The following is a 24924-nucleotide window of genomic DNA, read 5'->3' as shown; positions in this document are numbered from 1 at the left end:
CGGGGCACGTGGCAGCCCGGCCGCCCGCGGCGACGGTGCTTGAGTATGTCACCGCCGCCCCCGGGCCACCCGTGCCGGGGGCACTCGTTTCGCACGCCCCCAGAGCCCACGCGCCGCGCCCGCACCGCACCGCGCCACCGCAGCACGTGTACACGAGAAACATGTTTCTCACCTCTCGATACCTCACACCCGCACACGCGACTGATAGATACGTGTTAGCTTGCGGTGTGAGCAGGCAAGCGGGCCGCGGCAGGCGTGTCTCGACTTCGTCGCACACGGAGGCGAAAGTGAAGAAGGAAGAACTGTTCCGCCGTCTGGAGACCCGGCCCCGCGGCCCGGAAGGGACGTTACGGTCGCCGCTGAGTTCCTACGTGCTGCGCGAACTGCCCGCCGACCTGACCGCCGTCGCGCAGGGCCGCAGTACGTACGGGGAACTGGCGGCGAAGCAGTCCCGGATCCTGGCCGCCCTCGGACCGGACGGCTGGTCCGCCGGCGATCCGCTCTCGGCGTCTGTGGCGCGGCTGGACCTCCTCTTCCTCCTCAACGGGTACTTCCCGGCCGGGCCGGCGTCGTTCCCCCTGCTCCTGCTGGACACCATCGCCGCGCACCGTGCCCGGTTCCCGTTTCTCGACCCGCACATGAGCTACGAACTGCTCATCGACGTCAACTGCGCCGAGTGGGAGCGCAGTGGGCACATCCGGGTCTTCTCCGAGGGGGAACTCGGCCGCTCGGAACGCGACTTCTACCTCGGCCACTACCTCTCGGAACCGGCCGTCCGCTCCGCGTTCGAGCGGTTGGCCCCACTGGTCCTGGAACCGGGGCGCACGGACGCCGCCGCCGCGCTGGAGGAAGCGGTGGAGGACCTCGACGATTTCCGACTCCACATGGCCCAGTACCATCGGCTCACCGCGGAGGCGTTCCGGTCGTTCCGCCGCTATCACGCGGGGAGTCCGGACGGCGCCCGGGGAGCGAGCGGCGCGTTCATGCCGAGCGTGCAACTGCTGGAGCTGGTGCTGCTGGCACCGACACCGCGGTACGAGGTGTATCTCGACCAGTGCATGGCCTACTTCCCGCGCTGGTCCAGGCCGCTCGTCACCACGTGGCGCGAGAGGTCGCGCGCGGGGGACAATCTCGTCCAGGCGGTGCTCGACGGCCGCCTGGTGCTCGACCACCGCGCCGCCACAGCGCTGCTCCGTCTGCTGGACAGGTTCACGGACTTCCGCATGGTGCACCTGGGGATCACCCGGCGGGCCCTTCCCGAAGCCTTCGCCCTCCGGGGCACACCGACCAGGGCGCGCATCCTCGCCCAGGACGGCGAGGAGGACATCCTCGACACCGACGAGCCGGGGACGTCCGGATTCAGCGCGCGCAACGTGCTGACGAACGCGGCCTACCGGCTGCTGACGGCGCGGCGGCGGCTCGCCGGCTTCCTCGGCCCGGTCACGGGCTGACGGACATGGAGGGACAGGACATGCCGGCTTTCCAGGTCGCCGTCGTGGACGCCTTCGGAACGTCGTACCGCTACGTGGACGCCTTCGCCGCGGTGGGCGGCGAGGTGATCCAGGTGCGCAGCACCCCGGACCTGCTGCCGGGCGTGGCTCCCGTGGACACGACGAGGTTCCGTCACACGCTCGTCCACGAGGGAGACCTCGACGTGTTGACGGAGAGACTGGCGGCGCTGCGGCCGCGTGCCGTGCTGCCCGGCAGGGAGTCCGGGGTGGAACTCGCCGACGCCCTCGCCGAGAGGCTGGGCCTGCCGTCCAACGGTACGGCGCTCAGCGCGGCCCGTCGTGACAAGTACCTGCAGATCGAGCGGCTCAGGGCGCGGGGCGTTCCCGCGATGCGGCACATCCGTACCGACGACGAGGCGGAGCTGCGGGCCTGGCACGCGGATCTGGGACGGCCGGTCGTGGTCAAGCCGCTGCGCGGCGCGCTGGGGCACGGGGTGCGCTTCTGTGACGCGCCCTCGGACTCGGTCGCCGCCCTCTGCGCCCTGAGGGGCACGCCGTCCCCCATGGGCGGGGCCGTCACCGGGGTCGTCGCCCAGGAGTACCTGGTCGGCGCCGAGTACATCGTCAACACGGTGAGCTGCGACGGCGTGCACACCGTCACGGACGTGTGGAGCACCGACCGCGTCACCGCCAACGGCGTCCGGGACCTGGTGGTCGCGCAGGTCCTGCTCCGCTACGACGACCAGCACGTCGCCGAGCTCGAACGCCATGCCTTCCGGGTGCTGGACGCGCTCGGCATCCGCTACGGTGCGGCACACCTGGAGATCAAACTGACGCCGGACGGGCCTCGCCTGGTGGAGGCCGGCGCCAGGGTCTCCGGACTGCCGTACCACGTCGCGGACGCCATCGGCGAGGGGCAGTTGGAGTGGAGCGTCGACGCCTACGTCAGGCCGGAACGGTTCCACGCACGGGCCGGCACGCCGTACCGGCGCGAGATCGCGGCAGCCTGGGCGGCGCTCGTCTCGCCTGTCTCCGGCCGGCTGACCGGGTACCGCGCTCTCGACGAGGCACGCGGGCTGGAGAGCGTGCGTGAGGTGACCGTACTGGTCGGGCCGGGCGAGACGATCGTCCCCACCACGTGGGACCTGGAGTACCCGGTCGTGCTGAGCCTGCGGCACCCGGTGGAGGCGGTGCTGCGCAGGGACCTGAACACGCTGCGGTATCTGGACGGTGCGGCGATGTACGAGGTGGGCTGATGCTCAACCGACATCATCGCGCGTCCCGCGGTCGGCGCGCCCTTTCGGCGGCCTTCCCCGTGCGGGCTGCCGGCGATCCGGTTGGCGTCCACACGGGAGGGTGGAGCTCTGGCGGGTGACCTTCTGTGAAGGGCCGGTGCCGCGCGCGACGGTTGGGTACTGTCCTGTCCGTCTGTGAGAGACACATCAGCCGGGGATCGCGCGCCGGCCGCGCACGTAACACGCTGGGGAGACGGGTGCTGGGCGACGAGGAAGTCCTTGAGGCCGTGCGGGGCTGCATCGGCGAACGCGGCGAATCCCTGACGGAGCCGCTGTCGGATGCCGTCGCGATCACGTGGCACTCTCTGCTGAAAGGGCAGGTCGTACGAAGCCTCGAGTCCCGCTCGGAAACGAAGCGCTTCCACGCCGGGCCCCTCGACCTCTCCGACCGGCCGGTGTACGACACGATCGGCGACTACCGGGTGCCGCGGCCCCGGGGCCCTGCCGAGCAGCGTACTTGGACGTTGGTGCGGCGGGGTTCGGTCGACGACCGCTCGTGCGCATGCGGCAACGGAGGGGTCCGTTGCCAGCGCTGCGAAGGCGAGGGCAGCATCCGCTGCGAGCCGCGCCGGCCCTGCGCACGCTGCCGGGACAGCACCTGCTGCCTGTTGTGCGACGGGACCGGCCGCTCCGCCCTGAGACCCGCCGGGACACAGGCGGGAACGCCGGCGCGCAGGGCCGCAGGAGACACGGATGACCGCATCCGGTGTGACGAGTGCGGTGAGCCTGATGTCGCGTGCGCGGCTTGTCGCGGCCGCGGCCGCGTTCCGTGCACCGCTTGCGCCGGCACCGGGTCCAGGCTGTGTCCCGACTGTGCCGGGGACGGCAAGGTGACACACGAGCGCTGCGCCGGGACAGGCAGGACCCTCGAATGGACGGAAGGCACCATCACCCAAGCCCCCCATACCGACGAGGTCCGGCTGCCGGAGCCTGGAGACCTCTACTGGGCGCGGAAACTGGCGGACCGGTACGCCGCCTGGACGCCGACGGCACTGACCGACAAGGGCCCGTTGCGCGCCCGGGTCAAGGAAGATTTCGGGCCGGCCCTGACGCCGATCCTCCGCCCGCGCCGTCAGGAGATCGCGCGCCGGACGGAACTGAGGTACGTGCGCTTCGCGAAGGTGGCGTTGGACGAGCACCCGCACCGGATCTACTACGTCTTCCCCACGCTCGATCGGCCGAAGGTCGTGGTGCGCCCTTCGCCGAGACGCGTCTGGCAGATCGCCGGGATCATGACCGGTCTGCTCCTGCTCCTGGTGCTCGTCAACCGATTCGTCCTCTGACCGGCGGCCACGGAGCGGCGCCCCGGTCGGCGATCCATAAGCCCGTGGCCGCCTGGTTCGCGGCCATCGGAGCCGTCCCCTACCAGGGTGCCTGGTGGGGGGACGACGAGCCCATGCGTGATCCAGAATGGTGGGATGATCACGCTTGAGACTCCCCGTTTGATCCTGCGTCGCTGGCGCGAGGAGGACGTTGTGCCCATGGCCGCCGTCAATGCCGACCCCGAGGTCATGCGGTGGATCCGTGACGGCAGCGTCCTGGACGAACAGCGGACTCGCGGCAAGATCCGGGCCTGGGAGAGCCAGTGGGAGTCACAGGGCTTCGGCCTGTTCGCCGTGGAAATCCGGTCCACGGGCGAACTGGCCGGATTCACCGGCTTTTCGGTGCCCGACTTCTTGCCGGAGGTACTGCCGGCCGTCGAGGTCGGCTGGCGGCTGGGACGTTCCCACTGGGGGCAGGGCCTGGCCACCGAGGCCGCTGCGGCGGCTGTACGGTTCGGGTTCCAGGAGCGGGGGCTCGAGCGGATCGTCAGCATCACTCAAGTCGGCAACGACGCCTCCGAACGGGTCATGATCAAGCTGGGCATGCGTCTGGCCCGTGAGACCGTCACTCCCGCCTACGGTCGCCGGGTGCGGGTGTTCGAGATGTCATCCGACCGGTACGCCGCAAGCACTCGCTGACAGCGGCGAGGGGGCCGGTGGCCTGCCGGCGGACGCACGTCCTGCTCGGCGAGCAGCTCTTCCACCGTCGAGGGGTTTCTCCGGTGCCCACCATCACAGCGGTCACGTTACCGACAGCCGGCGCACCGCCTCGGGCGATTCGTGAGTGGTCAGTGCCTTGTTCGCGCCCCTGCTCGCGTAGTCAAACGTGTCTTAAGGCACACACGCGGGACACACACACGAGTGGCCTGATTTGCCCTCGCCGGGAACATACTTGAACAGGCAAGATCTTGCCGCCGGCACAGCTCCCCCGGCGTCGTCCCACACAAGGAGGGCAGGTCATATGGCCACTCACACAGCGAGACTCCGCAGAGCAATAGGCGTCGCGGTCATGACCGCGGCGCTGACCGGCCTCACTCTGGGGGCGGCGAACGCCTCCGGCTGGCCGCCGCTGAAGGAAGGGGCGTACCTCTACTCGGGCGCCAATGGAACGGGCACGGTGACGGTGGTCGATCTGAACGACCGCGACACGTGTCACACACTGCCGCAGCGGGCCCTGTCCGTCCAGGTCGTCTCCGGTTCCGCCGCGGTCGAGCTGTACGCCGACGCCGGCTGCGGGAGCAACACGCCGTGGGCCACCGGTTCCCTGGCGCAGACCAACCTCCCCTGGGCGATGCTGAGCTACCGGGTGATCAAGGCCTGACGGCCCCTCTGCCGGCGCCCGGCGTCCCTGGACCGGCCGGGCGCCGGTCCGCCGGCCACGGAGGTTCGGACTACCCCACGGGCGATTCCGGACAACCGCGTCGACGGCACGGCGGACGCTGCGCCGCGGCCCGGGCTGCCTGCCGGCCCCGCGAAGGCGGCGAGCCCCGGCCTGCGCAAGCCACCTCGCATCCGGGACTTCGCCGCCGCCTCGGCGCATGCCCATGCGCTCCCCCGGCGAACCGGCGTACATATGCCCGGAATCGCGGGCCGGGCGGTCGCGCAGCACCGTAGGACGCGAGCCGCGTACGGCAGGTTCATCCCGGCGAACGGCGCGGGACCGCGGACAGGCTCTTCACCCCGGGGAACTCGGTGCGTACCGGGTCGCCCTTCCGGTACGAGACGTCTCTCGCCCGCGCCGCCCGCCGGAACTGGCCGCGCTCCTCACCCCGGTCCGCGACATCTCCCCGACGAACCCGACCCGATCGAAGAGGCCGGGGAGCAGCAACGCGCGGGGCACGCCGGTGCACGGCGGCGGACAGCCGGACGCTCCGCCGCTGTAGGCATGTCCGCCGCGCTCTCCACCGTAGGACGGGGTCACACGGTGATGGTCTTGTACTCCGTGTAGGTGCCGAGGCCGACCGCGCCGTACTCGCGGCCGATACCACTGGCCTTGAATCCGCCGAACGGGCCGTCGAAGCCGACGGGAGCGCCGTTGACCGTGACGGTGCCGGTGCGGATGCGGCGGGCGACGGCCAGGGCACGGGCCTCGTCGGCGGACCAGACGCCGCCCGAGAGGCCGTACTCGGAGTCGTTGGCGATCCGCACGGCGTCGTTCTCGTCGTCGTAGGCGATGACGACCAGGACGGGGCCGAAGATCTCCTCCTGTGCGACGCGCATGGAGGTGTCGACGTCGGCGAACACGGTGGGCGTGACGTAGTTGCCCTGCTCCAGGCCCTCGGGGATCTGCGGACCGCCGGTGACCAGGCGGGCGCCCTCGTCGATACCGAGCTGGATGTAGGTGCGTACCCGCTCCTGCTGGTCGGGGCGGATCATCGGGCCGATGAAGGTGTCGGGGTCGCCCGGGTCGCCCACTTTCAGTGACTCCACCAGTTCCTTCAGCGCGGCCACCACCTCCTCGTACCGGCTGCGCGGGGCCAGGATGCGCGTCTGGGCGATGCAGGACTCGCCGTTGTTGAGCAAGGAGGCGAACTTGAGGCCGGCGACCGCCTTTGGGAGGTCGGCGTCCGGCAGGATGACGGCGGCGGACTTGCCGCCCAGCTCCAGGCTGACCCGCTTGAGCTGTTCGCCCGCGAGGGAGGCGATGCGGCGGCCGGCCCGCGTCGAACCGGTGAAGGCGATCTTGTCGACCTCCTCGTGCGACACGAGGTGCTCGCTGGTCTCCCGGTCGGCGGGCAGGACGCTGATCACCCCACGGGGCAGGCCTGTCCGCTCCAGCAGTCCGGCCAGGAAGCCCATGCTCAGCGAGTTCTCCGGGGACACCTTGAGCACCACGGAGTTGCCGGCCACCAGAGCGGGGATGATCTTGGAGGTGGCCGAGGAGAACGGCGAGTTCCACGGGATCACCGCGGCCACGACGCCGACCGCCTCCCGGCGCACCACGCTGCGCACCGGGGATGCCGGGTCGGAGGGCAGCGGAGTCTCCTCCCAGGCGAACTCCTCCGCCGCCCTCAGGTAGGCGTTGGCCTGCCGGGTCAGGCCGGGCTGTCCGGCCCGGGTGAACCATCTCGCCGAACCGTTCTCCAGCGAGATCAGGCGGGCGATCTCCTCCGCGTGCTCTTCCCGCAGGGCGTTGAAGCGGCGCAGGGCCGCGATCCGCTCCGCCGGCGGGGTCAGGCGCCATGCTCCCTCCTCGAACGACGCACGGGCCGCGGCCACGGCGCGGTCGATGTCCGCCGGCCGTGCCTGGGCCGCGCGGCCGATCAGGGACTGGTCGTGCGGTGAGGCGATGTCCAGCAGCTCAGGGGCGCTCGGCGCCAGCCAGGAACCACCGATGAAGAGCCGGTCGTACGTGATCACGCGCTGTCCCTCTTTCGATGCCGGGTCCTTCGACGACTCTTAAGTGTCACATTAATGTAGCACTTAATCGTTCCAGGTGTTCACTCGAGACCTGGGCCGGCGCACGCCAACGCATCCGGACCTCAGTCGAATTACTCAAGCCCGCGACGTTCCCGGACCGCGAAACGAGACGGGTGACCGATGCGTCCGCCGTTCGCCGCGGACGAGACTGCACATCCGCCGGCGGGCCGGCCGGGACGGAGGGCGCTCCTTCCCCGCCCGCCTTCCGGCGAGCGAACTAGCGTCACCCGTTTGACAGGTGACGCACCGTATGTGAAGGTCATCGCACCGAAAACCTCGGTGATCCCGTGCCACCGATGTGAGTGAACGGTTCCCAGGTACGGGCGGGACCACCGGAGACGCACGACGGAGGATTCCAGATGATCGACAGACGCACGTTCGGCAAGGCCGTCGGCGTGGGCACCGGCGCCGCCGCCATCTCCCTGCCCGTCCTCCGGACCCAGGCGTCCGCCGCGACCGCCTCACACCTGCCGAGCGACGCGGCCCCGCCCACCGTGCCCGCGCTCTCCCCCGGCACCCACACCGGTTTCCGGACGGTCAGGCAGATCAAGGCGGGCGTACTCGACACCGGGTACGCCGAGGCGGGCCCCGCCCACGGCCCGGTGGTCATCCTGTTGCACGGCTGGCCCTACGACATCCACAGCTACGCCGACGTCGCCCCGCTCCTCGCCGACCTGGGCTACCGGGTCATCGTTCCCTACCTGCGCGGCCACGGGAGCACACGTTTCCTGTCCCGCCACACCCCCCGCACCGCCGAGCAGTCCGCGATCGCCCTCGACATCATCGCCCTGATGGACGCTCTGAAGATCCGCAAGGCCCTTCTGGCGGGCTTCGACTGGGGCTCGCGCACCGCCGACATCATCGCCGCACTCTGGCCCGAACGCGTCAAAGCCCTGGTCTCCACCACCGGCTACGTGATCACCAACCTGAAGGCACAGCTCACGCCCGCGGCCCCGGCCGTCGAGCACAACTGGTGGTACCAGTGGTACTTCGCCACCGACCGCGGCAAGCAGGCCATGGAGAAGCCCGAGGAGCGCCTCGCCCTGTGCCGCTACGTGTGGACCCTCGTCTCCCCCAACTGGAACTTCGACGACGCCACCTTCGAGCGCACCGCCCAGGCCTTCCTCAACCCGGACTACGCGGCCATCGTCCTGTACAACTACCGGTGGCGCATCGGCCTCGTCAAGGGCGCTCCCCGCTACGACCGTTACGAGAGGCTGCTCGCCGACCAGCCGCCCATCCACGTCCCCACCATCACCCTCGACCCGGCCCTCGATCCCTTCACCCCGGCCGGCGACGGCACCGGCTACCGTGACCACTTCACCGGCAGGTACGAGCACCGCACCATCGCGGACATCGGCCACAACCTGCCGCAGGAGGCACCCACGGTCTTCGCCCAGGCCGTCGTCGACGCCGACCACCTCTGAGCCGCGGGCGCGGCGCGCGCACCACCCCCAGGACTCGACGTCCCAGTCGCCGAACCCGCGCCATACGGCCGACCGCGCCCGCGACCACACCACCGGGGTGGCCGCCTCCCTGGGACCGACGAAGCCCGGAACGCGATCCACCGACACGGGGCAAGGGGCGGGAGGGACCGCGTGCCGCGCCGCGGCCCCCGCCGGGAAAGCCGGGGCGGCATCGCCGACGAGGCGAGAACCCCGCGGTATCCGCGTATCCGACCGACGAAGGGACGACATGGCCGCCCACTTCGGCCCGCGCACACTGGGAGACTTCCTCAGGGCCCGCCGGGCGCAGCTGACGCCACGGGAATGCGGCCTGCCCGGGTCGGGCTCCGCGCGCCGGGTCACGGGGCTGCGCCGCGAGGAGGTCGCCCGGCTCGCCTCGATCAGCGTCGACTACTACACCCGTCTCGAACAGGGCCGCGTGCGGGCCTCGGCCGCCGCGCTCGCCACCCTGTCAGGCGCCCTGCGTCTCGACGACGACCAGCAGCACTACCTCTACGAGCTGGCCGGCCGCGGCGACGACCGACCGCGCCGCCGGGCCGCCCAGCGCCCGCGTCCCGCCATGCGCCGCCTGCTCGACCAGCTCGTGCACACCCCCGCCCTCGTCCTCGGCAAGCGCCTGGACATCCTCGCCTGGAACCCGGCCGCCGTCGCGCTCTACATCGACTTCGGTGCCGTCCCGGCCGACCGGCGCAACTACGTCCGTCTGCTGTTCACCGCCCCCCGGATCCGGGAGATGCACCGGGAGTGGAGACACGACGCCCGTGACGCCGTCGCCGCCCTGCGCATGGAGGCCGCGGCCGGCCCGGACGACGACCCCGCACTCACCCGCCTCGTGGGGGAACTGTCCTCCCGGGATGCGGACTTCCGCACCTGGTGGGCCGAACACCACGTCACCAACGCGAGCTCCGGAACCAAGCGCTACCACCACCCCGTGGTCGGCGATCTCACCCTCGACTGCGACACGTGGGCCGACCCCGAAGGCTCCGGACAACGCCTGATGGTGCTGACCGCCGAACCGGGCACCCCCTCCCACGACGCCCTGCGCGTCCTCACCTCCCGGACGCCCGCGGAGCCCGGCGCGAACCGGACGGGGACCTGACCGACGACCGCCCGGGCACCCGGTCCGGGGACATCCGCCGTGTCGCGTGGACCTCCATGATCCCGGACGGGAACCAGCCCCCGCTGTACGAGCCACCGGGCGGAGCCGGCCGTCGATCACCTGACCGCGTTCCTCCCGGTAGCCGTCACCGGCCTTGTCGGTGCCGGCTACCGGGCCGCCGTGCACGTGGGTGAGGGGCTCGCCCCGCGGCACGATGTCACTTCGGTGGCCGCACACCCCCCACCGTCACGCAGGGAGCCCCGTGTGGGTCATGGTCACATGCCGGATGTCGCGGCGGGAAACCGCGTTCTCACATGCGTCGGCGGGAGGCACCCGCCGTAGCGTGAACATGCTCGGCGAACGGTCAGGCGTCGACACTTGTCTGCACGGGGGCCCTCGGCGTGGGTAGCATGCGCGACATCATTCATATCGAGGGAGTGAACGGTTGTGACCAGCCAATCAGCCGCAACGCTCCGGTCGCGGTACATGGAACAAGCCGCGTCGGACTTGGCGGAGAACCGTCGGCGACAGCAGGAGCTGGAGGAGGAGCTCAGGGTGCTGAAGCAGGAGGAGGCCCTCCTGGCGGACATCCTGAGCCTCGCCGAGCGGTACGAAGGCTTCGCGGATCCGTCGCGTCTGCCCGAGCAGTTGCAGGAGGAACCCGTCGCGGGGAAGACGAAGGCGGCTTCCGGATCCGTCTCCCGGCGTGCGGCACCGGCCGGTTCCGCCGCGAAGGGCGGCGCGAAGGGGAAGTCGCGTCGGCCTCTGCTCGGCGACCTGCTGGCGGATCTGCTCGCCCGGCACGACGAACCGCGCCTGGCGAGGGAGCTGCGGGACGAACTCCTGGAGAAGTTCCCGGACCGCGACCCCACACCGCAGGTGGTGCGGAACACCCTCGAGGCGCTGGTCGCCAAGGGGCGCATCCGACGGCACAAGCAGCAGCGCTCCGTCATGTACACCCTTGCGAAGGCGACGCCGGACACGACGGGCGACGCGGGCTGACACCTACGTGTGACCGGCGGTGCGCGGCGTGGCCGGGAAGCGGGCCCCGTGCCGGGGGAAGAGCACGGGACCCGCGGTCGAGGGAAACGGACGACGCGCAGGACCGAGCCGGAGCGACGTGAGCGAGTGTTCAGTAGGTGGTCACGAGGGGCTTCGTCTCGTCGACGACGTATGTGGAGAGCATCATCGTCGTCACCGTGCCGACATTGCGTGCGTTGTGGATGACACCGTTCGGGATGAAGAACGGATCCCCCGTGCGCAGCCGGAGGGGCGGCCTGTCGTCGAACTCCATCAGTACGTCGCCGCGGACGATGTAGCCGACCTCGATGCCGGGATGGCTGTGCCGGCCCGATTCCCTGTGCCGCGGGATCCGCACCAGCGTCTGCACGGCTTCCCAGCCCGCGGCGGGCGAGGGGTTCTCCTGGAGCAGGGTGCGCGTGACGCCCGTGGTGGGATCGGGATCCACCGGGCGGTGGACGGGAGCACGCCCGGCGGACTCCGCCGCGGCGGCGGACGACAGGGGCGCGGCACCGAGCGTTCCGGCCGCGGCGGCGCCGCTCGTGCGGAGCAGCAGACGTCGGTTGATCATCGTGTGTCCTCCTCGTGGGGCGGTCGGAGCCGTACCGGCTCAACGACCTCGCCTCGTTCGAGGCAATCATATGTTTCGACACGTATGCAAGACCGGAAGGCGACCGTTGCAGACACATGTGTTCCCGGCCGCCGCTCGATCCCGCCGGATCACCGCAGGTGGGTGGTGAAGAAGTCGGTGAGTTTGTCGACGGCGGGGTCGACGTATTCCTTCTTGTCGTAGAGGTCGACGTGGCTGGCGCCCTTGACGCGGTGCAGTTCCCTGGGGCCGGTGGCGCGCTGGTGCGCCTCGACGGCCATCCAGGCGGTGACGGCGCGTTCGCCGATTATCTGGAGCATCGGGCGGGGGCCGATGAGGGGGACGGCGAAGAACGCGTCGTACGAGGCGAGCTTGTCGATGCTCTGCCAGGCGAGGAACTTCGCGGAACGCTCATGTTCCCCGCGCGGGGTGCAGTAGTACGCGTAGCCCTCGGCGCCGTGTTCGCCACCGAGCGCTGCCGCCTGCTCGGCCGTCCGCGGGAACATGGTCATCACGCCGGGGTCCTGGCCGCGAGCGGCGGCGGTGCGGGCCCGGGCGGCGGCGTCCAGCAGCGTCCGGAACACGGCGGGGTCCTGGGTGCCGTCGGCGCCGAGGCGGAACTGGCGGGAGGGGTCGGCCGTGCACACGGTGGCCACGGCCCTGACCCGCGGGTCGCCGCCGGTGGCGGCCAGTGAGTAACCGCCGGAGGCGCAGATGCCGAGCAGACCGATCCGTCCGGGGTCGGCCTCCTCCCGGGTGGTCAGGTAGGAGACGGCGGCCTTGAAATCCTCCACGCGCTGCGCGGGATCCTCCAGACCACGCGGCAGACCACCGGAAGCGCCCTGGTGGGCGGCGTCGAAGGCGAGGGTGACGAAGCCGCGTTCGGCCATCCGCCGCGCGTAGGTGCCGGCCGTCTGCTCCTTCACCCCCGTCCCCGGGTGACCGACCACCAGTGCCGGACCCGGAACCGGTGCCGGGGCGTCGGGAGTGTGGAGGTGGGCGGCGATCTCGATACCGGCGCTGTCGAAGGTCACGGTGGTCCGGGCCATGGGGGCGCTCCTGCCAAGACGGGTCGAACGAGGTGGCGTGCCACACCGGACGGCCGGTCCTGGAAGGCCGTGTCCCGCCGGGCACACCACCACACTCCGCCGAGTCGCGCGACGGCGGAAGAGGCAGGTTTCTGCCTGGGAAAGAACCTTCCCCCTTTCGTTCCGTCAGGCGCGCAAGTGCGCGGACGCGGGCGCGGGCGCGGGGACACCACGGCCCCTACGCTCCGGAAGACCGGGGGGAGGCCCTCGGCCCTCGCGCCACTCGGCCCCGTACCCTCCGCTGTGCGGCAGGCCGTCAGCCGGGTTCACCCCTGCCCCGGTGTCGCGGCCGGGCGCGCTGTCCGGACCGCGCGTCCGGGCGGACGTTCTCGACAACTGCCGCCCGGGCACGTCCTTTAGACTGCGGTGATCGCATGGGTCGCACGGAACCGGGGTCAGGCACCACCGCATCAACAGGGAACACCGGGCATCCGGACGTCGGCCGTTGGAGGCAGCCCGATGAAAGACCTGGTCTCGACCGTCCACCCGGCCTCGGCACGTCTGGTCGGACGCGACGCGGAGCTCTCGTTCATCGAGTCCTTCTTCGGCAACCACGAGGTCCACGGAGCGGCTCTGCTGCTGTCGGGCGAGGCCGGAGTGGGCAAGAGCGCGCTGCTCGACGCGGTGGCGAAGGGCGCCGTGGACAACGGCGTCCGCGTCCTGCGCGCGGCCGGCGTGCAGTTCGAGGCGGATATCGGCTACGCGGGTCTCAACCAGCTCCTCGTCCCCCTTTTCGACGACTTCGACGCCTTGGACAACCCGCACCGCGACGCCCTGCGGGTGGCGGTGGGCATCGGCGGCGGGCCGGCTCCCGACCGCCTGCTGACCTCCACCGCGGTACTGCTGCTGCTGCGCCGGATATCCGTCGAACGGCCTGTCCTGCTCGTCGTCGACGACCTGCCGTGGCTGGACCGGGCGACCAACGCCGTGCTCGGTTTCGTGGCCCGGCGGCTGGTCGGCAGCCGTATCGGCTTCCTGGCGGCCTTCCGTGAGGGCTCCGAGAGCTTCTTCGAGTCGAGCGGCCTGACCGAGTACCGGCTCAAGCCGCTGGACGACGCGTCGTCGGCGGAGTTGCTGGCCTTGGCCCACCCCGACGTCTCGCCCGCGGTGCGACGCCGCATCAGTGCCGAGGCGCGCGGCAACCCGCTGGCGCTGGTGGAGTTGCCGGTGGCGCTCTCCAGCGAGCAGCGCGCGACCCTGGCGGCGGTACCCACCGTGCTGCCCCTGACGGAGCGTCTGCAGGGGTTGTTCGCCTCGCGCGTGGCCGAGCTGCCCGACCGCAGCCGGGAGCTCCTTCTGATCGCCGCCCTCGACGGCACCGGAGACCTGGCATCGATCACGGCGGCGGCGGCCGGCCGGGCCACCATCGACGACCTCGCCCCCGCCGAACGCGCCCGGCTGGTGACGATCTCGGCGGACAACCGGCGGCTGGCCTTCCGGCACCCGCTGATCGGCTCCGCGGTGGTGGAGCCGGCGACCGCCGCGGAACGCAGAAGGGCCCACCAGGCGCTCGCCGGCGTGCTCGGCGACGAGTTGGAGCGCCGCGCCTGGCACCTGGGTGAGGCTGCCGTGGGTCCGGACGAGACCGTCGCGGCCCTTCTGGAGGAGGCCGCGCGTCGTCGGCTGCGGCGCGGGGACGCGCTCGGCGCGGTGACGGCGCTGACCCGGGCCGCCGGGCTCAGCCCGGCCGCGGCCGACGAAAGCCGTCGGCTGGCCGAGGCGGCCTACGTCGGCGTGGACTCCGGCGGTGAGCTGGAGGACGCCTCGCGGCTCCTCGCCGGGGCCCGGCTCGTCCATCCCGGCACCGGGCGGCACTCACTGCACGCCGCGGCGGCGTCCGCGTTCCTGCTGATCAACAGGGACGGTGACATCCAGACCGCGTACCGGCTGCTGGTCGGGGCGATCGAAGCCGGGGAGCACGGCTACGACGCTTCCGACGCCGCCCTCGTCGAGGCCCTGCACCTCTTGGTGCTGCTGTGCTGGTACGGCGGCGCCCCCGAGCTGTGGCAGCCGCTGTTCGCGTTCCTGGACCGGCTGACCCCCGAACCTCCCGAGCTGCTGTGGGTCGTCGCCCGGACCTTCGCCGACCCGGCGCGCACCGGTCCGTCGGCGCTGCCCCGCCTGACGAAGCTGATCTCCACCGTGGGAGAGGACCCCACCCGCGTGGTACGCGTCGGCACCGCCTCGGTGTTCCCCGATCTGCTCGGGGAGTTCCGGGGCGCGACGCGTCGGCTGATCGAGCAGGGCCGCGCCGGGGCCGCGCCCGTCCGCCGGCACCTGGGGGCGCTGATGCACCTGGGCCTGGACTACTACCACCTGGGCCGCTGGGACGACGCGGCGGAGCTGGCCGCCGAGGGGCTCCTCCTGTGCGCCAACCACGACTACCGCTTCTTCGCCTGGTACTTCCAGTACGTGCGGGCGGCCGTGGCCGCGGCGCGGGGCGACGCGGAAACCGCTGCCGCGCTGACCGAGGAGATCGTCCGGTGGGCAACGCCCCGCGGGGCCCACGGCGCACGGTTCTTCGCCTGCCACGCGAGAGCGCTGGCCGCCCTCGGCGCCGGCGACTTCGAGACCGCCTACCGGCACGCCCGCACGCTCAGCCCGCCCGGAACCGTGGCCCCCTACGTGCCGATCGCCATGTGGGGCACGATGGACCTGGTCGAGGCGGCCATGCGAACCGGCCGGGAGGAGGAGGCCGCGGCCCACTCGGCGGCGATGCGCGCGTCGGCGATGGCCGAGCTGTCGCCCCGGCTGAAGCTGCTGGTCCTGGCCTGCGAGGCACTGACCACGCCCGGCGAGGAATCCGTCGCCCTGTTCGACCGGGCCCTGTCCCTGCCCGTAGCGGAACGCTGGCCCTTCGACACCGCGCGTGTGCGCCTCTTCCACGGTGAACGCCTCAGACGCCTGCGTGCCACGACACAGGCCAGGGAGCAGCTGACCCTCGCGCTGGAGGTCTTCCAGCGGCTGGGCGCCGCACCCTGGACGGCGCGTACGACGGCCGAGCTGCGCGCGAGCGGCCTGTCCGCGCCGACCGCCGCCGGGCCCGGGAGTGTGACACTGACCGCTCAGGAACTGCAGATCGCCCGGCTCGCGGCGACGGGGCTGACCAACAAGCAGATCGCCGAGCGGCTCTTCCTGTCCCATCGCACCATCGGCACGCACCTCTACCAGATCTATCCGAAGCTGGGCATCGCTTCGCGTACCGCGCTGAGGGAAGCACTGTCCGGGCTCGGCCTCGACCGGGACGGCTGAGCGGGTCGGCACAGGCCGGCCACCGGCACCGTCCGCTCAGTCATTTGACGTATGCGGGGCCGCGGAGCCCCGCGCACAGTGGACGCGGGAACGGCCGTGGCGGGGCCTGCTCCCCCGGCGGCCGTACGTGAAGGCGCCGGTGCCACCGAGAGGGGAGCCGGATGCGCGGTGCCTCGGACAGCCATCCGGACATGCACTGGCCGTCGGGCTTCTCGCCCGACCAGGCCCACAGTTTCTGCCAGGCGCAGACCGTCGTACAGGCCACGCCCGGCACGGTGTTCGCTCTGCTCACCGATGTGGCGCGGTGGCCGCGGTGGGTGCCGGGCATCACCGAGGCGCGGGCCGCGCCGGTCACGAGGGCCTTCGAAGTACTGTTCTTCGGGCAGCGGTTCGAGATCTTCATGGGAGAGCACATCCCGCCCCGCCGGCTCGGCTGGTCGGGCGTCGGCACCGGTGTGCAGTCGTACCAGGCATGGCTGTTCACCGCTGTCGCGGGCGGCACCCATGTGGTGACCGCGAACGTCGCCCGCGGTCCCGCCGCCCGGGCCCTGAACGCCTCGTGTCCCCTGTGGGCTCGGCACCTGACCACCTTGTGGGTCGCGCGGCTCAGGCGGCTCTCCGAGAGCGCCCCGTGAGAGGGCCGTGCGCGGCCGGAACCATGCGGCCGGGACGATCACCCGGCCAGAGCCGCCACGAGGCGTATATGCCTCTCAGATGTGGCAGTTGACCGTATTTCCTACTCTTCGAAGAGACGGAACGTCTCTTAGCTTGCACAGTCGGTCCGCTAGACTCGGTGCGGTGAGAGCCGACGCAGCACGCAACCTGGAAGCCGTCCTGACCACCGGAGCGCGCATGCTCGCCGCCGACCCCGGCGCGAGCATCGCGAGCATCGCGGCCGAGGCGGGCGTGGACCGGCGCACCGTCTACCGGCGCTTCGCCGGCCGGGAGGAACTCCTCGCCGCCATCTACGCATGCCGGCTGTCAGCCATCGAAGAGGCCATCGAGGACGCCCGGCTGCGCGAGGCACCCGTCGCCGTCGCCCTGCACCGCTACGTCGAGAACATCATCACCGTCAACCGGACCTGGCCTGTCGACCTGGCCCGCATGCTCGCCGACGAGGCCGTCCGCGCACGCCGTGACGCGTCCGTCCGCGAGGTCGACGCCTTCCTCGAACGCGCCGTCGAGGAGGGCCTGTTGCGCCCCGGCCCGCCGCGGGGGTGGGCGAGCGCGCTGCTGCCCCAGCTCATGCACCTGGTGTCCCGGCAACTGCCCGAGCTGAGTCCCGGGCAGGCGGCGGACGTTGTCGTCGACACCCTGCTCAACGGCCTCGGGGCCTCCTGATACACCGGCGGAACCCCGACCAGGGCGAGCACCGTCGCGGCAGGTGGTGTCCGACGGTCAAGTTACTTATGTACGGCGAGCACCGAAGAGCAAGAGTAGGTCGTGTCAGCTTCCGCCACAGGGAAGGATCCCTCCGTCATGAGCGGCTACCAGCCAGGTGTGGACGCCGGCCGAACGGCACCGCGCCGTCGTCCTGAGCTGACCTTGGACATCGAGCGCGTGCTGGACCTCTCGGCCCGGCAGACGGTCAGGGCCGCATTCCGGTACGACCCCGAACTGCCCCTGATCGTGTGCGTGGAGTTCCTCATCGAGGGGGGCGGCTCACGTGCCGTGTGGCGGATCGGGCGGGATCTGCTGCACCAGGGGCTGTACTCGATGAGCGGCGTCGGTGACGTCCGGATGTGGCCGTCGCATCCGGGGGAACGGGACACCGCATGGCTCCAACTGGCCTCCGGTGACATGGCCGCGCTGTTCGAACTGCCCGTACCGCCGCTCGCGGAGTGGCTGGAGCACACCTACGCACTCGTTCCCGCCGGCGGCGAGTTCGCCGCAGTGGACTGGGACGTCACCACCGAGGAGCTGCTCCGCGGCCCCAGGACAGAGTCCGACTGACCCTGCGGCGCCGCTTCGGCGAGGTTCGCACACGGCTCCGCCGCGCCCGCACCGTCGGCCCTCCCCCCGCCGCCTCCCCGGCCGTGGTGGTCCCACCGCTCAGGGAGCCGTGCGGCGGCGCCGTGGGGTGAAGGCGTACAGGTCGAGGATCTCCGGCCGGGGGGCGATGCCGGGGCCGCCCGCCCGTATCCAGGCGGCGATGTCCTCCGTCGCGGCCGGGTCGTTGACCAGCCCCAGCCACACCGGCCGGGCTCCGGCCGCCCGACCGGCGGCGGAGGGCTGCACGACGACCACGTTGGCCTGGTCGCACACGTCGAGACAGGCGGAGACGCGTACGGGCGCCTCGGCACGCAGGCGCGCGGCGTGGTCGATTCCGGTCACCTTCGGACTGCCGCAGCAGCAGTCCCGGCACACGACGACCCGGCACGGCGCGCCACCGGCCGGTCGCGCGGTCACCTCCGCGCCGGACACCTCACCGTCCGTTGTCCCGGGCACGCCCCACACCCCTCTCTCCGGGGAGATCCGCCCCGGGGTCCTTCGAGGAGGCGACGACGTGAGTCTCCTGGCTCTCGGGTCGCGGTTCGTCCCGGCCTTCCCACCCGTCGTGGGGCAGTGGCCGTACGGGAGTCACTCACCGATCACAGTGGCGGGACCGCGCCGGATTCGCACCGGCTTCCTCGTTCCGCCGTCGCCCTGTCGCCGGTCATCATGCCACCCCGCGAGCGGATGCGCCGGAACCGGGAACGCCCCTCATGATGCACCCGGGGCAGCCTCCGGGTCACGGTCGGTCAGGACCGGGGCACCGGGAGCGCGTCGGCCAGTTCCGCCAGGCTCTCCACCCGCAGGTCGAAGGTGTCGCCGTCGGCGGGCGGATCCCCCACCGGACGGCGCACATAGGCGGTCCGCATGCCCACCGCCTGGGCCCCGCGCAGGTCCCAGGCGTGGGCGGCGACCATCAGCACCTGTTCGGGCGGGCAGCCCGCCGCGTCGGGCGCGAGCCGGTACACGTCCGGCGCGGGCTTGTAGGCGCGGGCGTCCTCGGCGGACAGGACCTGGTGCCAGCGCAGTCCGGCGTGGGCGTTGAGACGCGGCAACGCCGTCCGGGCGGCGTTGCCGAGTCCGAGGACGGGGCGGCGTCCGGCGCAGCGCGCCAGGCCGGCGGGCGCGTCGTCCCACGGGCTCAGGCGCTGACCGGCCGTCGCCAGTCGTGCCACGGCGGCCGCCCGGCCCGGCGGGCTGATCGTGGTCACCACCCGCGCCAGTTACGCCGAGGAGACGGGCTTCGCGGAGTTCGCCCTGTCCCCCGGGATCCGGGAACGGGCCCGCCTGGACTTCCGGCTGGCGAACGCCCACTACATCGCCGAAGAGCCCGCCGACTACTGGGTCTTCCGCACGACGGCGCGCTGACGAGGCCGCCGGCCCGGCACCCCACGGGCGGGGCGCACCCGCCGCCGGACACGCCCCGCCCGGCACGCCGCACCCGCTCCGCCCGAAGGACGCCCCGCTCCGTCACGGCACGCCCGCCGCGCGCCCACCCACCCAGTCCTGGAGTGCCATGTCCCGCACCCTGTTCACCTCGGAGTCCGTGACCGAAGGACACCCCGACAAGATCGCCGACCAGATCAGCGACACCATCCTCGACGCGCTGCTGCGCGCGGACCCCGCCTCGCGCGTCGCCGTCGAGACGCTGATCACGGCCGGCCAGGTACACATCGCCGGCGAGGTGACCACCGCCGCCCGATCGACCTCGCCGCCGTCGCCGAACGCGCCGGTCTGCCCGACCCGGTCCTGGTCGGCGCCGACGATCCCGAAGCCATGCTCCGGCACACCGCCACGGCGCACCGGCTCGGCATCCCGGTCGCCGCCGACCCCTCGCAGCAGCTGGCGCGCCTCGACGCAGAACAGGCGCGCCGGCTCGTCACGGTGCGCGTTGGCTGTTCACCAACGAGTACGAGGCCGCCCTGCTCCAGGAACGTACCGGCTGGACCGAGCAGGAGTTGCTCGGCCGGGTCGGCACCTGGTTCACCACCCTGGACGGCGTGTCCCTGGCCGGGGCGGGAGCCCCGGCCGTGCGGATACCGGCCGTGGCCACGCAGCACATCGCCGATCCCACGGGGGCGGGAGACGCCTTCCGCTGCGGATTCCTCGCCGGCACGGCGTGGCGGTGGCCGCGGGAGCAGGCCGCCCGGCTCGGCTGCGCCCTGGCCACCACCGTGCTCGAGTCGGTCGGCACCCAGGAGTACAAGCTGATCCCGTCCGAGCTGGTCGCCCGCATCGACCGGGCCTACGGCAGCGAGGCGGCCCGCGCGGCCGGACCGCGCCTCGTCCCGGTGCCGTGAGCACGACGCCCGTGGGCCGGTGGGCGAGCGGCCGTCGGCCGTGCGGGCGGTGGCAGCGGTCAGGCGGCGAGGCCGAGCCGCGGACCGCCCCGGTCGCGCAGTCGTCTGAAGAAGGCCAGCACGCCCGCGGAGCCGCCCGCCCAGGCGGCACTCGACCGGGCGAGAGTCGTGTCCGGGAACACGGGCCGGGACCAGGTGCCGCCGCTGCGGTCCAGGATGAGCAGGGCGACGGTCTCGGCCGCGTCCCGGAACTCCCCGGCCCCGCTCGCCTCCGCGACGTCCACCATCAGCTCGCCCACTCCGGCCAGTCCGCAGCACTGCGTGACCAGCGGCATCCGCGGTGCCAGTGTCGCGCAGGCGCGGGCGGCCCGCTGGGCGAGGTCGAGGTACCCGGGTTCGTCGAGACGTTCGGCGGCCCGGACGAGTACGGTCCCGATACCGGCGAGGCCCCGGCACCACGAGCCGTAGCGGCGTGTCGCCCCCGGCTCGGCGGCCGCCGCGATGATGTCCGGTGTCACGGCCGCCAGGCGCGCGGCGGCCTTCTCGGAGCGGCTGATCGCGTCCGGGTCCCCGGTCACGCCGCCGTATTCGAGCAAGAAGCAGGCGAGACCCGCCTCGCCGTGCGCGATGCCCTCGCGGAGTGCGGCATCGCCGGCCCTGTCCGAACCGGCCGGGGTCAGCCGGGCGGTGCCCGACGCCAGCATCCGGTCACAGCCGGCGGCGACGGCGAGGTGCCGGTCCGCCGCGTGCCGGTGACCGGCCCGAAGGGCGTGCCGGGCGAGCAGCAACCGGCCGAGGCCGATTCCGGCGGCGCCCGCGATCAGCTCCGCCTCCGGCGGTCCGCCGTCCGGTGCGCGGTCCGGCAGGCCACAGTCGCCGGACCACGCGTCCGAGTCCGCGTCCGTCGTCAGCCCCGCCTCCGTGAGGAAGAGTTCGACGCCGGTGCGCCCCGTGTAGAAGCCGGGGGGCAGGTTCCTGGACTGTTCCGCCGTCCACCGCGCCAACGCGGTGACGGCCGAACGCACCGGGGGGCGGTGCGCATGGTGGAGGAGTTCCAGTCCGAGTCCCGAACTGCCGCCGTAGACGTCGATCGAGGTGGGGACGTTCAGCCGCGCGGCCCGTACCGGGTCCGCGATCGCGTGCGCCTCACCGACGCAGAACGCGGTCGTGTGCTCGATGATCTCGTCCAGCAGGTCGTTGTCGATCCGTGGGCGTGCGATCCGGTGCGCGGTTCCGGCCGTGCCGGTGCGCAGGCGGTGGGCGGCGGCGGTCCGTACGGCCGGGTCGAAGCTCAGGAGGCCCGTGACCGACGACCGGATCCTCCGGTGGGCGCGTCCGGGCAGCGCCCGCGCCAGGCAGGCCAGGGTCCGGTCCCGGTTGGTCCCGCGGTCGGCGTCGACGATCACCGGGTCCATGCCGGTGGCGGCGAAGAAGAGGGTCGCCCCGAGGGCGTAGTAGTCGTCGGCGGGAGCGGCCGGCCCGGTCGCGCGCAGCACCGGCTCGCCGTATCCGGGGGTCGCCCCTCCCGGGCCGGTGCCGTTCCATTCGCTGATCCCGAAGTCGATGACGTGGCAGTGGCCGGGGCCGGAGTCGTCGAGCACGACGTTGTCGGGTTTGAGGTCGCGGACGACGACGTGCCGGCCGTGGATCGCGTCCAGGACGCGCAAGAGCCGGGCGGCGAGGACGGACAGGGCGTGCGCCGGCCGGGTGCCGTCGTCCCGGTAGGGGCCGTTCCGCAGGACGTCCCCGCGCAGATTCCGGTCGCCGCAGCCGGTCATCACCAGGTACTCGTCCGTCTGGTGAGCGAAGTAGTCCAGTGCGCGGGGCACGCCCGTGACGCCGTCGAGGGCGGTGAGGACCGTACGTTCGTTGCGCAGCCGGTGGCGGGCGTCCGTACCGGACTCGTCCTCGCCCACGAAGGCCCTCGCCTGTTTGACCACCACCGGCCGCCCGCATGTGCGGTCGACCGCGCGGTAGACGTTGCCCCGGGGTGTGCGCGCGATGCCCGCGGTGATCGTGTAGCGTCCGCCGCCGAAGCCGGGCGCGGACGGCTCGTCACCCTGTCCGGAGCGGACCGCGAAGGGGTCCTCGGCCCAGGGCGGGCATCGGTAGCGGCCGACGGCCAGGCCGTCGAAGATCTGGCCGTCCGGTCCGGTCATGACGGATTCGAGCCGCCCGCTCCGGCCGGTCCGGTAGTCGCCCGTGAAGGGGCCGTAACGGTAGTAGACCGGTGCCCTCGGATCGGCCCGCCGGTCGCTGACCACCCGCGGGCCCTCCCGGTCACGCAGTACGGCGGCGAGTTCCCGGGCGACCTCGACCACGGTGCCGGCCGCGGGGTAGACGGTGATCGCCTTGCCGACGGCTCCGGCGCCCACCTCCCCGGAGTTGAGGCGGCGCAGCGTATCCGGGTCCCGGGCGAACTTCACGTGGCAGACATGCCGGGACAGCACCGGCAGGACGAGCCGGATCACGGCTTCGAGGTCGCCGGGACGCGCCGAGACGTGCAGCTTCCAGCCGTGTTCCGTCGCCGGCATGCGCGGATCGTTCAGGTACGACCAGGTGTCGTCGGACCAACCGCCGCGGCCGGCGACGGAAACGGCCACCGCTACGAGTTCAGGTCACAGGAGAAGCGGGTGGTGGCGGTCACCCAGGGGTCGGAGAGACACGCCGTGGGCTCGAGGTGGTCGCGGTCGTCGTCCTCGAACACGATCGCCTCGTCGTCGATCTCCAGTGGGCCCGCGTCGCGTATTCCGTCGGCTTGCACGGCTGTGGGCATGTGGCGCCTCCATGATGTGTCGTGCGCTCGGGAGCAGGCAATGACCGACGTGGGCCGGTGGGCCCCCTGGCCAAGGACTCGCTGCACCAAGGTAGACACGGGCGCACTTACTGACAAGGGGCCGGGAGAACCGCTCGCAAGGACGCCGCCGAGGCGTGCCGCCCTCGCCCGGGGCCGCCCCCGCGCCCCGCGAGGAGTCCCCGCCGCCACCGTCCGCGCGCTGAGCGGCCGTTCACCCGACGCGCCCGGTTGCGACTCCGGTCGCACCGGCGAACCGCCCGGATGCGACTCCGGTCGTACAGAGGGCATGCCCCGGATTGCGACTCCGGTCGGATGTGGAGGCGACCTAGGGCCGATGCGGTGTCGCGTACCCCGCCCCGAGGATGGCCGGGTGACCGAGATCATCGCGGGGCTGTACGTGTCCCCTCTGGAAATCCTCGCCTCGCTGGGCGCCGTCGCGCTGGTGATGGCACGCTGGCTTCCCCCCGGCGCCCGCCCGCGCGTCACGATCGCGGCGGGGGGGTTGCTCGTGCTGTCCGCGATCGGGCTGGGCACGGTGGGGATCCGCTGGCAGATGCTCCCGGTGTTGGCGGGCGGCGCCGTCGCGTTGCCGTTCGCGCTCTCTCCTCTCCTGCGGCGCCGTACCGGCCGGCCGGCGCGGCGGGCCCGGTGGTGGCTGGCGCTGCCCGGGTCGGTGGCCTGCGCCGGACTGATCGCCACGGGTGCGGTGGCCGCCTGGGCCTTTCCCGTGCCCGTGTTCCCCGAACCGTCGGGCCGCTTCGCGGTCGGCACCCGCGTGGTGCAGTGGACCGACCCGCACCGCCCCGACAGCTTCACCGCCGATCCGCACGACCGGCGCACGGTCGTGGTCCAGCTCTGGTATCCCGCGCGGAAGAGCCCCGCGGGTGCGCGGCGGGCCCAGTACCTCGGCCGCACGGAACACGAGGCGCGCACCGTCGCCGGTGCCCTCGCCCGCACGGTCGGTCTGCCCGGCTTCCTGGTCGACGGCGTGCCGCGTGCCCGCACTCATGCGGTCTTCAACGCCCCGGTCGCCGATGGGGGCGGACGGTTCCCGGTCGTGCTGTTCTCTCCCGGGTCGGGCGGGGTGCGCACCCAGAACACCGCGTGGGCGGAGGAACTGGCCAGCCACGGCTATGTGGTCGCCGCCCTCGACCACCCGTACGACTCCGCCGCCGTCGTCCTCGCCGACGGCCGGACGGTCCGCTCCAGGACCTCCTCCACCGGGGACCGGGACCTGGACGACAAGCTGGCGGTCGGCTGGACGGCTGTCCGGGCCGCCGACCTCCGGTTCGTCCTCACCCGGCTGGAGCGTCTGGGCCGGGGGGAGAGCGCCGGGCCGCTGACCGGGCGCCTGGACACCGGTCGGGTCGCGGTCACCGGCCACTCCATGGGGGGTGCCGCCGCTCTCCAGGCAGCCCGGCAGGACCGCCGGTTCGACGCCGTCATCGATCTGGACGGCTACCCCCACGGCCCCCTCTCCCCCTCCCTCCGCCGGCCGACGCTGGCGCTCACCGCGGCCCTCACCCCCGAGACCGACCCGCGTTACCTGCCCCGGCTCGGCAAGGCACTCGAGTCCGGCACCGCGACGAGCTACCGGCTCACCATCCCCGGTGCCGCACACCTCACCTTCATGGACGGCCCCCTGTACCTGCCGCCCGTGCCGTCGATAACCGGCTCCCTGGGCCGCACCGGAAGCCCCCGTGTCGTCGCCGCGACCACGCTCGTCTTCCTGGACACCACCCTGCGGCACACACCCGGTGACCTGCCCCGCCTACTGTCGGCCTACGGCGATCTCGGCGTCCACCACCCGGACGCCGGCCGCTGATCGGCCGG

20 protein-coding genes, 3 pseudogenes and 1 riboswitch are annotated in these 24924 nt (G+C 72.4%); of the genes and pseudogenes, 16 read left to right on the top strand and 7 right to left on the bottom strand.

Translation table 11 applies throughout. The annotated features are described in order from the left end of the window. Window positions 1–287: 287 nt before the first annotated feature. From ACZ4W9_RS08540 to ACZ4W9_RS08520, 5 genes are all read left to right on the top strand, one after another. Entirely contained in the window at window positions 288–1451 is a 1164-nt protein-coding gene (locus ACZ4W9_RS08540) for a hypothetical protein (RefSeq protein WP_467934116.1), read from the top strand. Between the two features lie 20 nt (window positions 1452–1471). Then, a complete protein-coding gene (locus tag ACZ4W9_RS08535; RefSeq protein ID WP_467934115.1) occupies window positions 1472–2707 on the top strand; it encodes an ATP-grasp domain-containing protein in 1236 nt (411 codons plus the stop codon). Between the two features lie 869 nt (window positions 2708–3576). After that, the gene (locus tag ACZ4W9_RS08530; protein ID WP_467934113.1) at window positions 3577–4029 is read left to right on the top strand and encodes a hypothetical protein; all 453 of its coding nucleotides are present in this window, start codon (window positions 3577–3579) and stop codon (window positions 4027–4029) included. Between the two features lie 135 nt (window positions 4030–4164). Then, window positions 4165–4707 (top strand): GNAT family N-acetyltransferase, encoded by a 543-nt coding sequence (locus ACZ4W9_RS08525; RefSeq protein WP_467934112.1) that lies wholly within the window; start codon window positions 4165–4167, stop codon window positions 4705–4707. A 370-nt stretch (window positions 4708–5077) separates the two neighbouring features. Then, on the top strand, window positions 5078–5389 hold the full coding sequence (locus tag ACZ4W9_RS08520; protein ID WP_467934111.1) for a hypothetical protein: 312 nt from the start codon (window positions 5078–5080) through the stop codon (window positions 5387–5389). A 596-nt stretch (window positions 5390–5985) separates the two neighbouring features. On the opposite strand, the gene ACZ4W9_RS08515 is transcribed toward ACZ4W9_RS08520, so the two are convergent. After that, on the bottom strand, window positions 5986–7428 hold the full coding sequence (locus ACZ4W9_RS08515) for an aldehyde dehydrogenase (RefSeq protein ID WP_467934109.1): 1443 nt from the start codon (window positions 7426–7428) through the stop codon (window positions 5986–5988). Between the two features lie 419 nt (window positions 7429–7847). Between ACZ4W9_RS08515 and ACZ4W9_RS08510 the strand changes: the two genes are divergently transcribed. The 3 genes from ACZ4W9_RS08510 (at window position 7848) to ACZ4W9_RS08500 (ending at window position 11055) form a co-directional block, all read left to right on the top strand. Next, a complete protein-coding gene (locus ACZ4W9_RS08510) occupies window positions 7848–8915 on the top strand; it encodes an alpha/beta fold hydrolase (protein WP_467934108.1) in 1068 nt (355 codons plus the stop codon). Between the two features lie 268 nt (window positions 8916–9183). After that, window positions 9184–10053 (top strand): MmyB family transcriptional regulator, encoded by an 870-nt coding sequence (locus ACZ4W9_RS08505; RefSeq protein WP_467934107.1) that lies wholly within the window; start codon window positions 9184–9186, stop codon window positions 10051–10053. A 486-nt stretch (window positions 10054–10539) separates the two neighbouring features. Further along, the gene (locus ACZ4W9_RS08500) at window positions 10540–11055 is read left to right on the top strand and encodes a hypothetical protein (protein WP_467934106.1); all 516 of its coding nucleotides are present in this window, start codon (window positions 10540–10542) and stop codon (window positions 11053–11055) included. A 130-nt stretch (window positions 11056–11185) separates the two neighbouring features. Here the strand turns inward: ACZ4W9_RS08500 and ACZ4W9_RS08495 are convergent, their stop codons facing one another. Next, the gene (locus ACZ4W9_RS08495; RefSeq protein ID WP_467934104.1) at window positions 11186–11644 is read right to left on the bottom strand and encodes a cupin domain-containing protein; all 459 of its coding nucleotides are present in this window, start codon (window positions 11642–11644) and stop codon (window positions 11186–11188) included. Between the two features lie 149 nt (window positions 11645–11793). After that, window positions 11794–12711 (bottom strand): alpha/beta hydrolase, encoded by a 918-nt coding sequence (locus ACZ4W9_RS08490; RefSeq protein WP_467934103.1) that lies wholly within the window; start codon window positions 12709–12711, stop codon window positions 11794–11796. 498 nt (window positions 12712–13209) lie between these two features. Between ACZ4W9_RS08490 and ACZ4W9_RS08485 the strand changes: the two genes are divergently transcribed. The 4 genes from ACZ4W9_RS08485 to ACZ4W9_RS08470 all read left to right on the top strand — a co-directional run bounded on the left by ACZ4W9_RS08485 (window position 13210) and on the right by ACZ4W9_RS08470 (window position 17955). Continuing rightward, the gene (locus tag ACZ4W9_RS08485) at window positions 13210–16002 is read left to right on the top strand and encodes a helix-turn-helix transcriptional regulator (protein WP_467934101.1); all 2793 of its coding nucleotides are present in this window, start codon (window positions 13210–13212) and stop codon (window positions 16000–16002) included. A 161-nt stretch (window positions 16003–16163) separates the two neighbouring features. After that, entirely contained in the window at window positions 16164–16637 is a 474-nt protein-coding gene (locus ACZ4W9_RS08480; protein ID WP_467934100.1) for an SRPBCC family protein, read from the top strand. Window positions 16638–16854: 217 nt separating this feature from the next. Further along, window positions 16855–17343, top strand: a complete 489-nt coding sequence (locus ACZ4W9_RS08475) for a TetR/AcrR family transcriptional regulator (RefSeq protein WP_467934201.1) — start codon at window positions 16855–16857, stop codon at window positions 17341–17343. A gap of 138 nt (window positions 17344–17481) precedes the next feature. Further along, a complete protein-coding gene (locus ACZ4W9_RS08470; RefSeq protein WP_467934099.1) occupies window positions 17482–17955 on the top strand; it encodes an SsgA family sporulation/cell division regulator in 474 nt (157 codons plus the stop codon). A gap of 99 nt (window positions 17956–18054) precedes the next feature. Here ACZ4W9_RS08470 and ACZ4W9_RS08465 read toward each other — a convergent pair whose 3' ends face one another. Together ACZ4W9_RS08465 and ACZ4W9_RS08460 are read right to left on the bottom strand one after the other, a co-directional pair. Beyond that, window positions 18055–18411 (bottom strand): (2Fe-2S) ferredoxin domain-containing protein, encoded by a 357-nt coding sequence (locus ACZ4W9_RS08465; protein ID WP_467934199.1) that lies wholly within the window; start codon window positions 18409–18411, stop codon window positions 18055–18057. Window positions 18412–18490: 79 nt separating this feature from the next. Beyond that, window positions 18491–18679: riboswitch (cobalamin riboswitch) on the bottom strand. A 64-nt stretch (window positions 18680–18743) separates the two neighbouring features. Next, a pseudogene (locus tag ACZ4W9_RS08460) lies at window positions 18744–19175 on the bottom strand (haloacid dehalogenase type II); the annotation flags it as partial. 22 nt (window positions 19176–19197) lie between these two features. On the opposite strand from ACZ4W9_RS08460, the gene ACZ4W9_RS08455 reads away from it, so the two are divergent. The 3 genes and pseudogenes from ACZ4W9_RS08455 to ACZ4W9_RS08445 all read left to right on the top strand — a co-directional run. Beyond that, window positions 19198–19362, top strand: coding sequence for a hypothetical protein (locus ACZ4W9_RS08455; protein WP_467934098.1), 165 nt, complete (start codon window positions 19198–19200; stop codon window positions 19360–19362). Between the two features lie 148 nt (window positions 19363–19510). After that, a pseudogene (locus tag ACZ4W9_RS08450) lies at window positions 19511–19636 on the top strand (S-adenosylmethionine synthetase N-terminal domain-containing protein); the annotation flags it as partial. A 53-nt stretch (window positions 19637–19689) separates the two neighbouring features. Continuing rightward, a pseudogene (locus ACZ4W9_RS08445) lies at window positions 19690–20294 on the top strand (PfkB family carbohydrate kinase); the annotation flags it as partial. Between the two features lie 59 nt (window positions 20295–20353). Here the strand turns inward: ACZ4W9_RS08445 and lanL are convergent. Both lanL and ACZ4W9_RS08435 read right to left on the bottom strand, forming a co-directional pair. After that, a complete protein-coding gene (gene lanL, locus ACZ4W9_RS08440) occupies window positions 20354–22897 on the bottom strand; it encodes a class IV lanthionine synthetase LanL (protein WP_467934096.1) in 2544 nt (847 codons plus the stop codon). 2 nt (window positions 22898–22899) lie between these two features. After that, window positions 22900–23070 carry an SflA family class IV lanthipeptide gene (locus tag ACZ4W9_RS08435; protein WP_467934095.1) on the bottom strand — a complete coding sequence of 57 codons (171 nt, stop codon included), beginning with the start codon at window positions 23068–23070 and terminating at the stop codon, window positions 22900–22902. Window positions 23071–23461: 391 nt separating this feature from the next. On the opposite strand from ACZ4W9_RS08435, the gene ACZ4W9_RS08430 reads away from it, so the two are divergent. Then, on the top strand, window positions 23462–24916 hold the full coding sequence (locus tag ACZ4W9_RS08430) for an alpha/beta hydrolase family protein (RefSeq protein WP_467934094.1): 1455 nt from the start codon (window positions 23462–23464) through the stop codon (window positions 24914–24916). Window positions 24917–24924: the final 8 nt, after the last annotated feature.

It is taken from the genome of Streptomyces sp. NPDC029296 (genome assembly GCF_055569255.1).
This window is presented reverse-complemented; position numbering and strand designations above follow the sequence as displayed.

What these genes read in the sequence shown, in the direction of transcription:
- ACZ4W9_RS08510 (WP_467934108.1), top strand. Translation starts at nt 7,848, where the DNA reads ATGATCGACAGACGCACGTTCGGCAAGGCCGTCGGCGTGGGCACCGGC.
- ACZ4W9_RS08480 (WP_467934100.1), top strand. Translation starts at nt 16,164, where the DNA reads ATGCGCGGTGCCTCGGACAGCCATCCGGACATGCACTGGCCGTCGGGC.
- ACZ4W9_RS08435 (WP_467934095.1), bottom strand. Translation starts at nt 23,070, where the DNA reads ATGCCCACAGCCGTGCAAGCCGACGGAATACGCGACGCGGGCCCACTG.
- ACZ4W9_RS08490 (WP_467934103.1), bottom strand. Translation starts at nt 12,711, where the DNA reads ATGGCCCGGACCACCGTGACCTTCGACAGCGCCGGTATCGAGATCGCC.
- ACZ4W9_RS08495 (WP_467934104.1), bottom strand. Translation starts at nt 11,644, where the DNA reads ATGATCAACCGACGTCTGCTGCTCCGCACGAGCGGCGCCGCCGCGGCC.
- ACZ4W9_RS08535 (WP_467934115.1), top strand. Translation starts at nt 1,472, where the DNA reads ATGCCGGCTTTCCAGGTCGCCGTCGTGGACGCCTTCGGAACGTCGTAC.
- ACZ4W9_RS08525 (WP_467934112.1), top strand. Translation starts at nt 4,165, where the DNA reads ATGATCACGCTTGAGACTCCCCGTTTGATCCTGCGTCGCTGGCGCGAG.
- ACZ4W9_RS08470 (WP_467934099.1), top strand. Translation starts at nt 17,482, where the DNA reads ATGAGCGGCTACCAGCCAGGTGTGGACGCCGGCCGAACGGCACCGCGC.
- ACZ4W9_RS08485 (WP_467934101.1), top strand. Translation starts at nt 13,210, where the DNA reads ATGAAAGACCTGGTCTCGACCGTCCACCCGGCCTCGGCACGTCTGGTC.
- ACZ4W9_RS08475 (WP_467934201.1), top strand. Translation starts at nt 16,855, where the DNA reads ATGCTCGCCGCCGACCCCGGCGCGAGCATCGCGAGCATCGCGGCCGAG.
- ACZ4W9_RS08505 (WP_467934107.1), top strand. Translation starts at nt 9,184, where the DNA reads ATGGCCGCCCACTTCGGCCCGCGCACACTGGGAGACTTCCTCAGGGCC.
- ACZ4W9_RS08500 (WP_467934106.1), top strand. Translation starts at nt 10,540, where the DNA reads ATGGAACAAGCCGCGTCGGACTTGGCGGAGAACCGTCGGCGACAGCAG.
- ACZ4W9_RS08520 (WP_467934111.1), top strand. Translation starts at nt 5,078, where the DNA reads ATGACCGCGGCGCTGACCGGCCTCACTCTGGGGGCGGCGAACGCCTCC.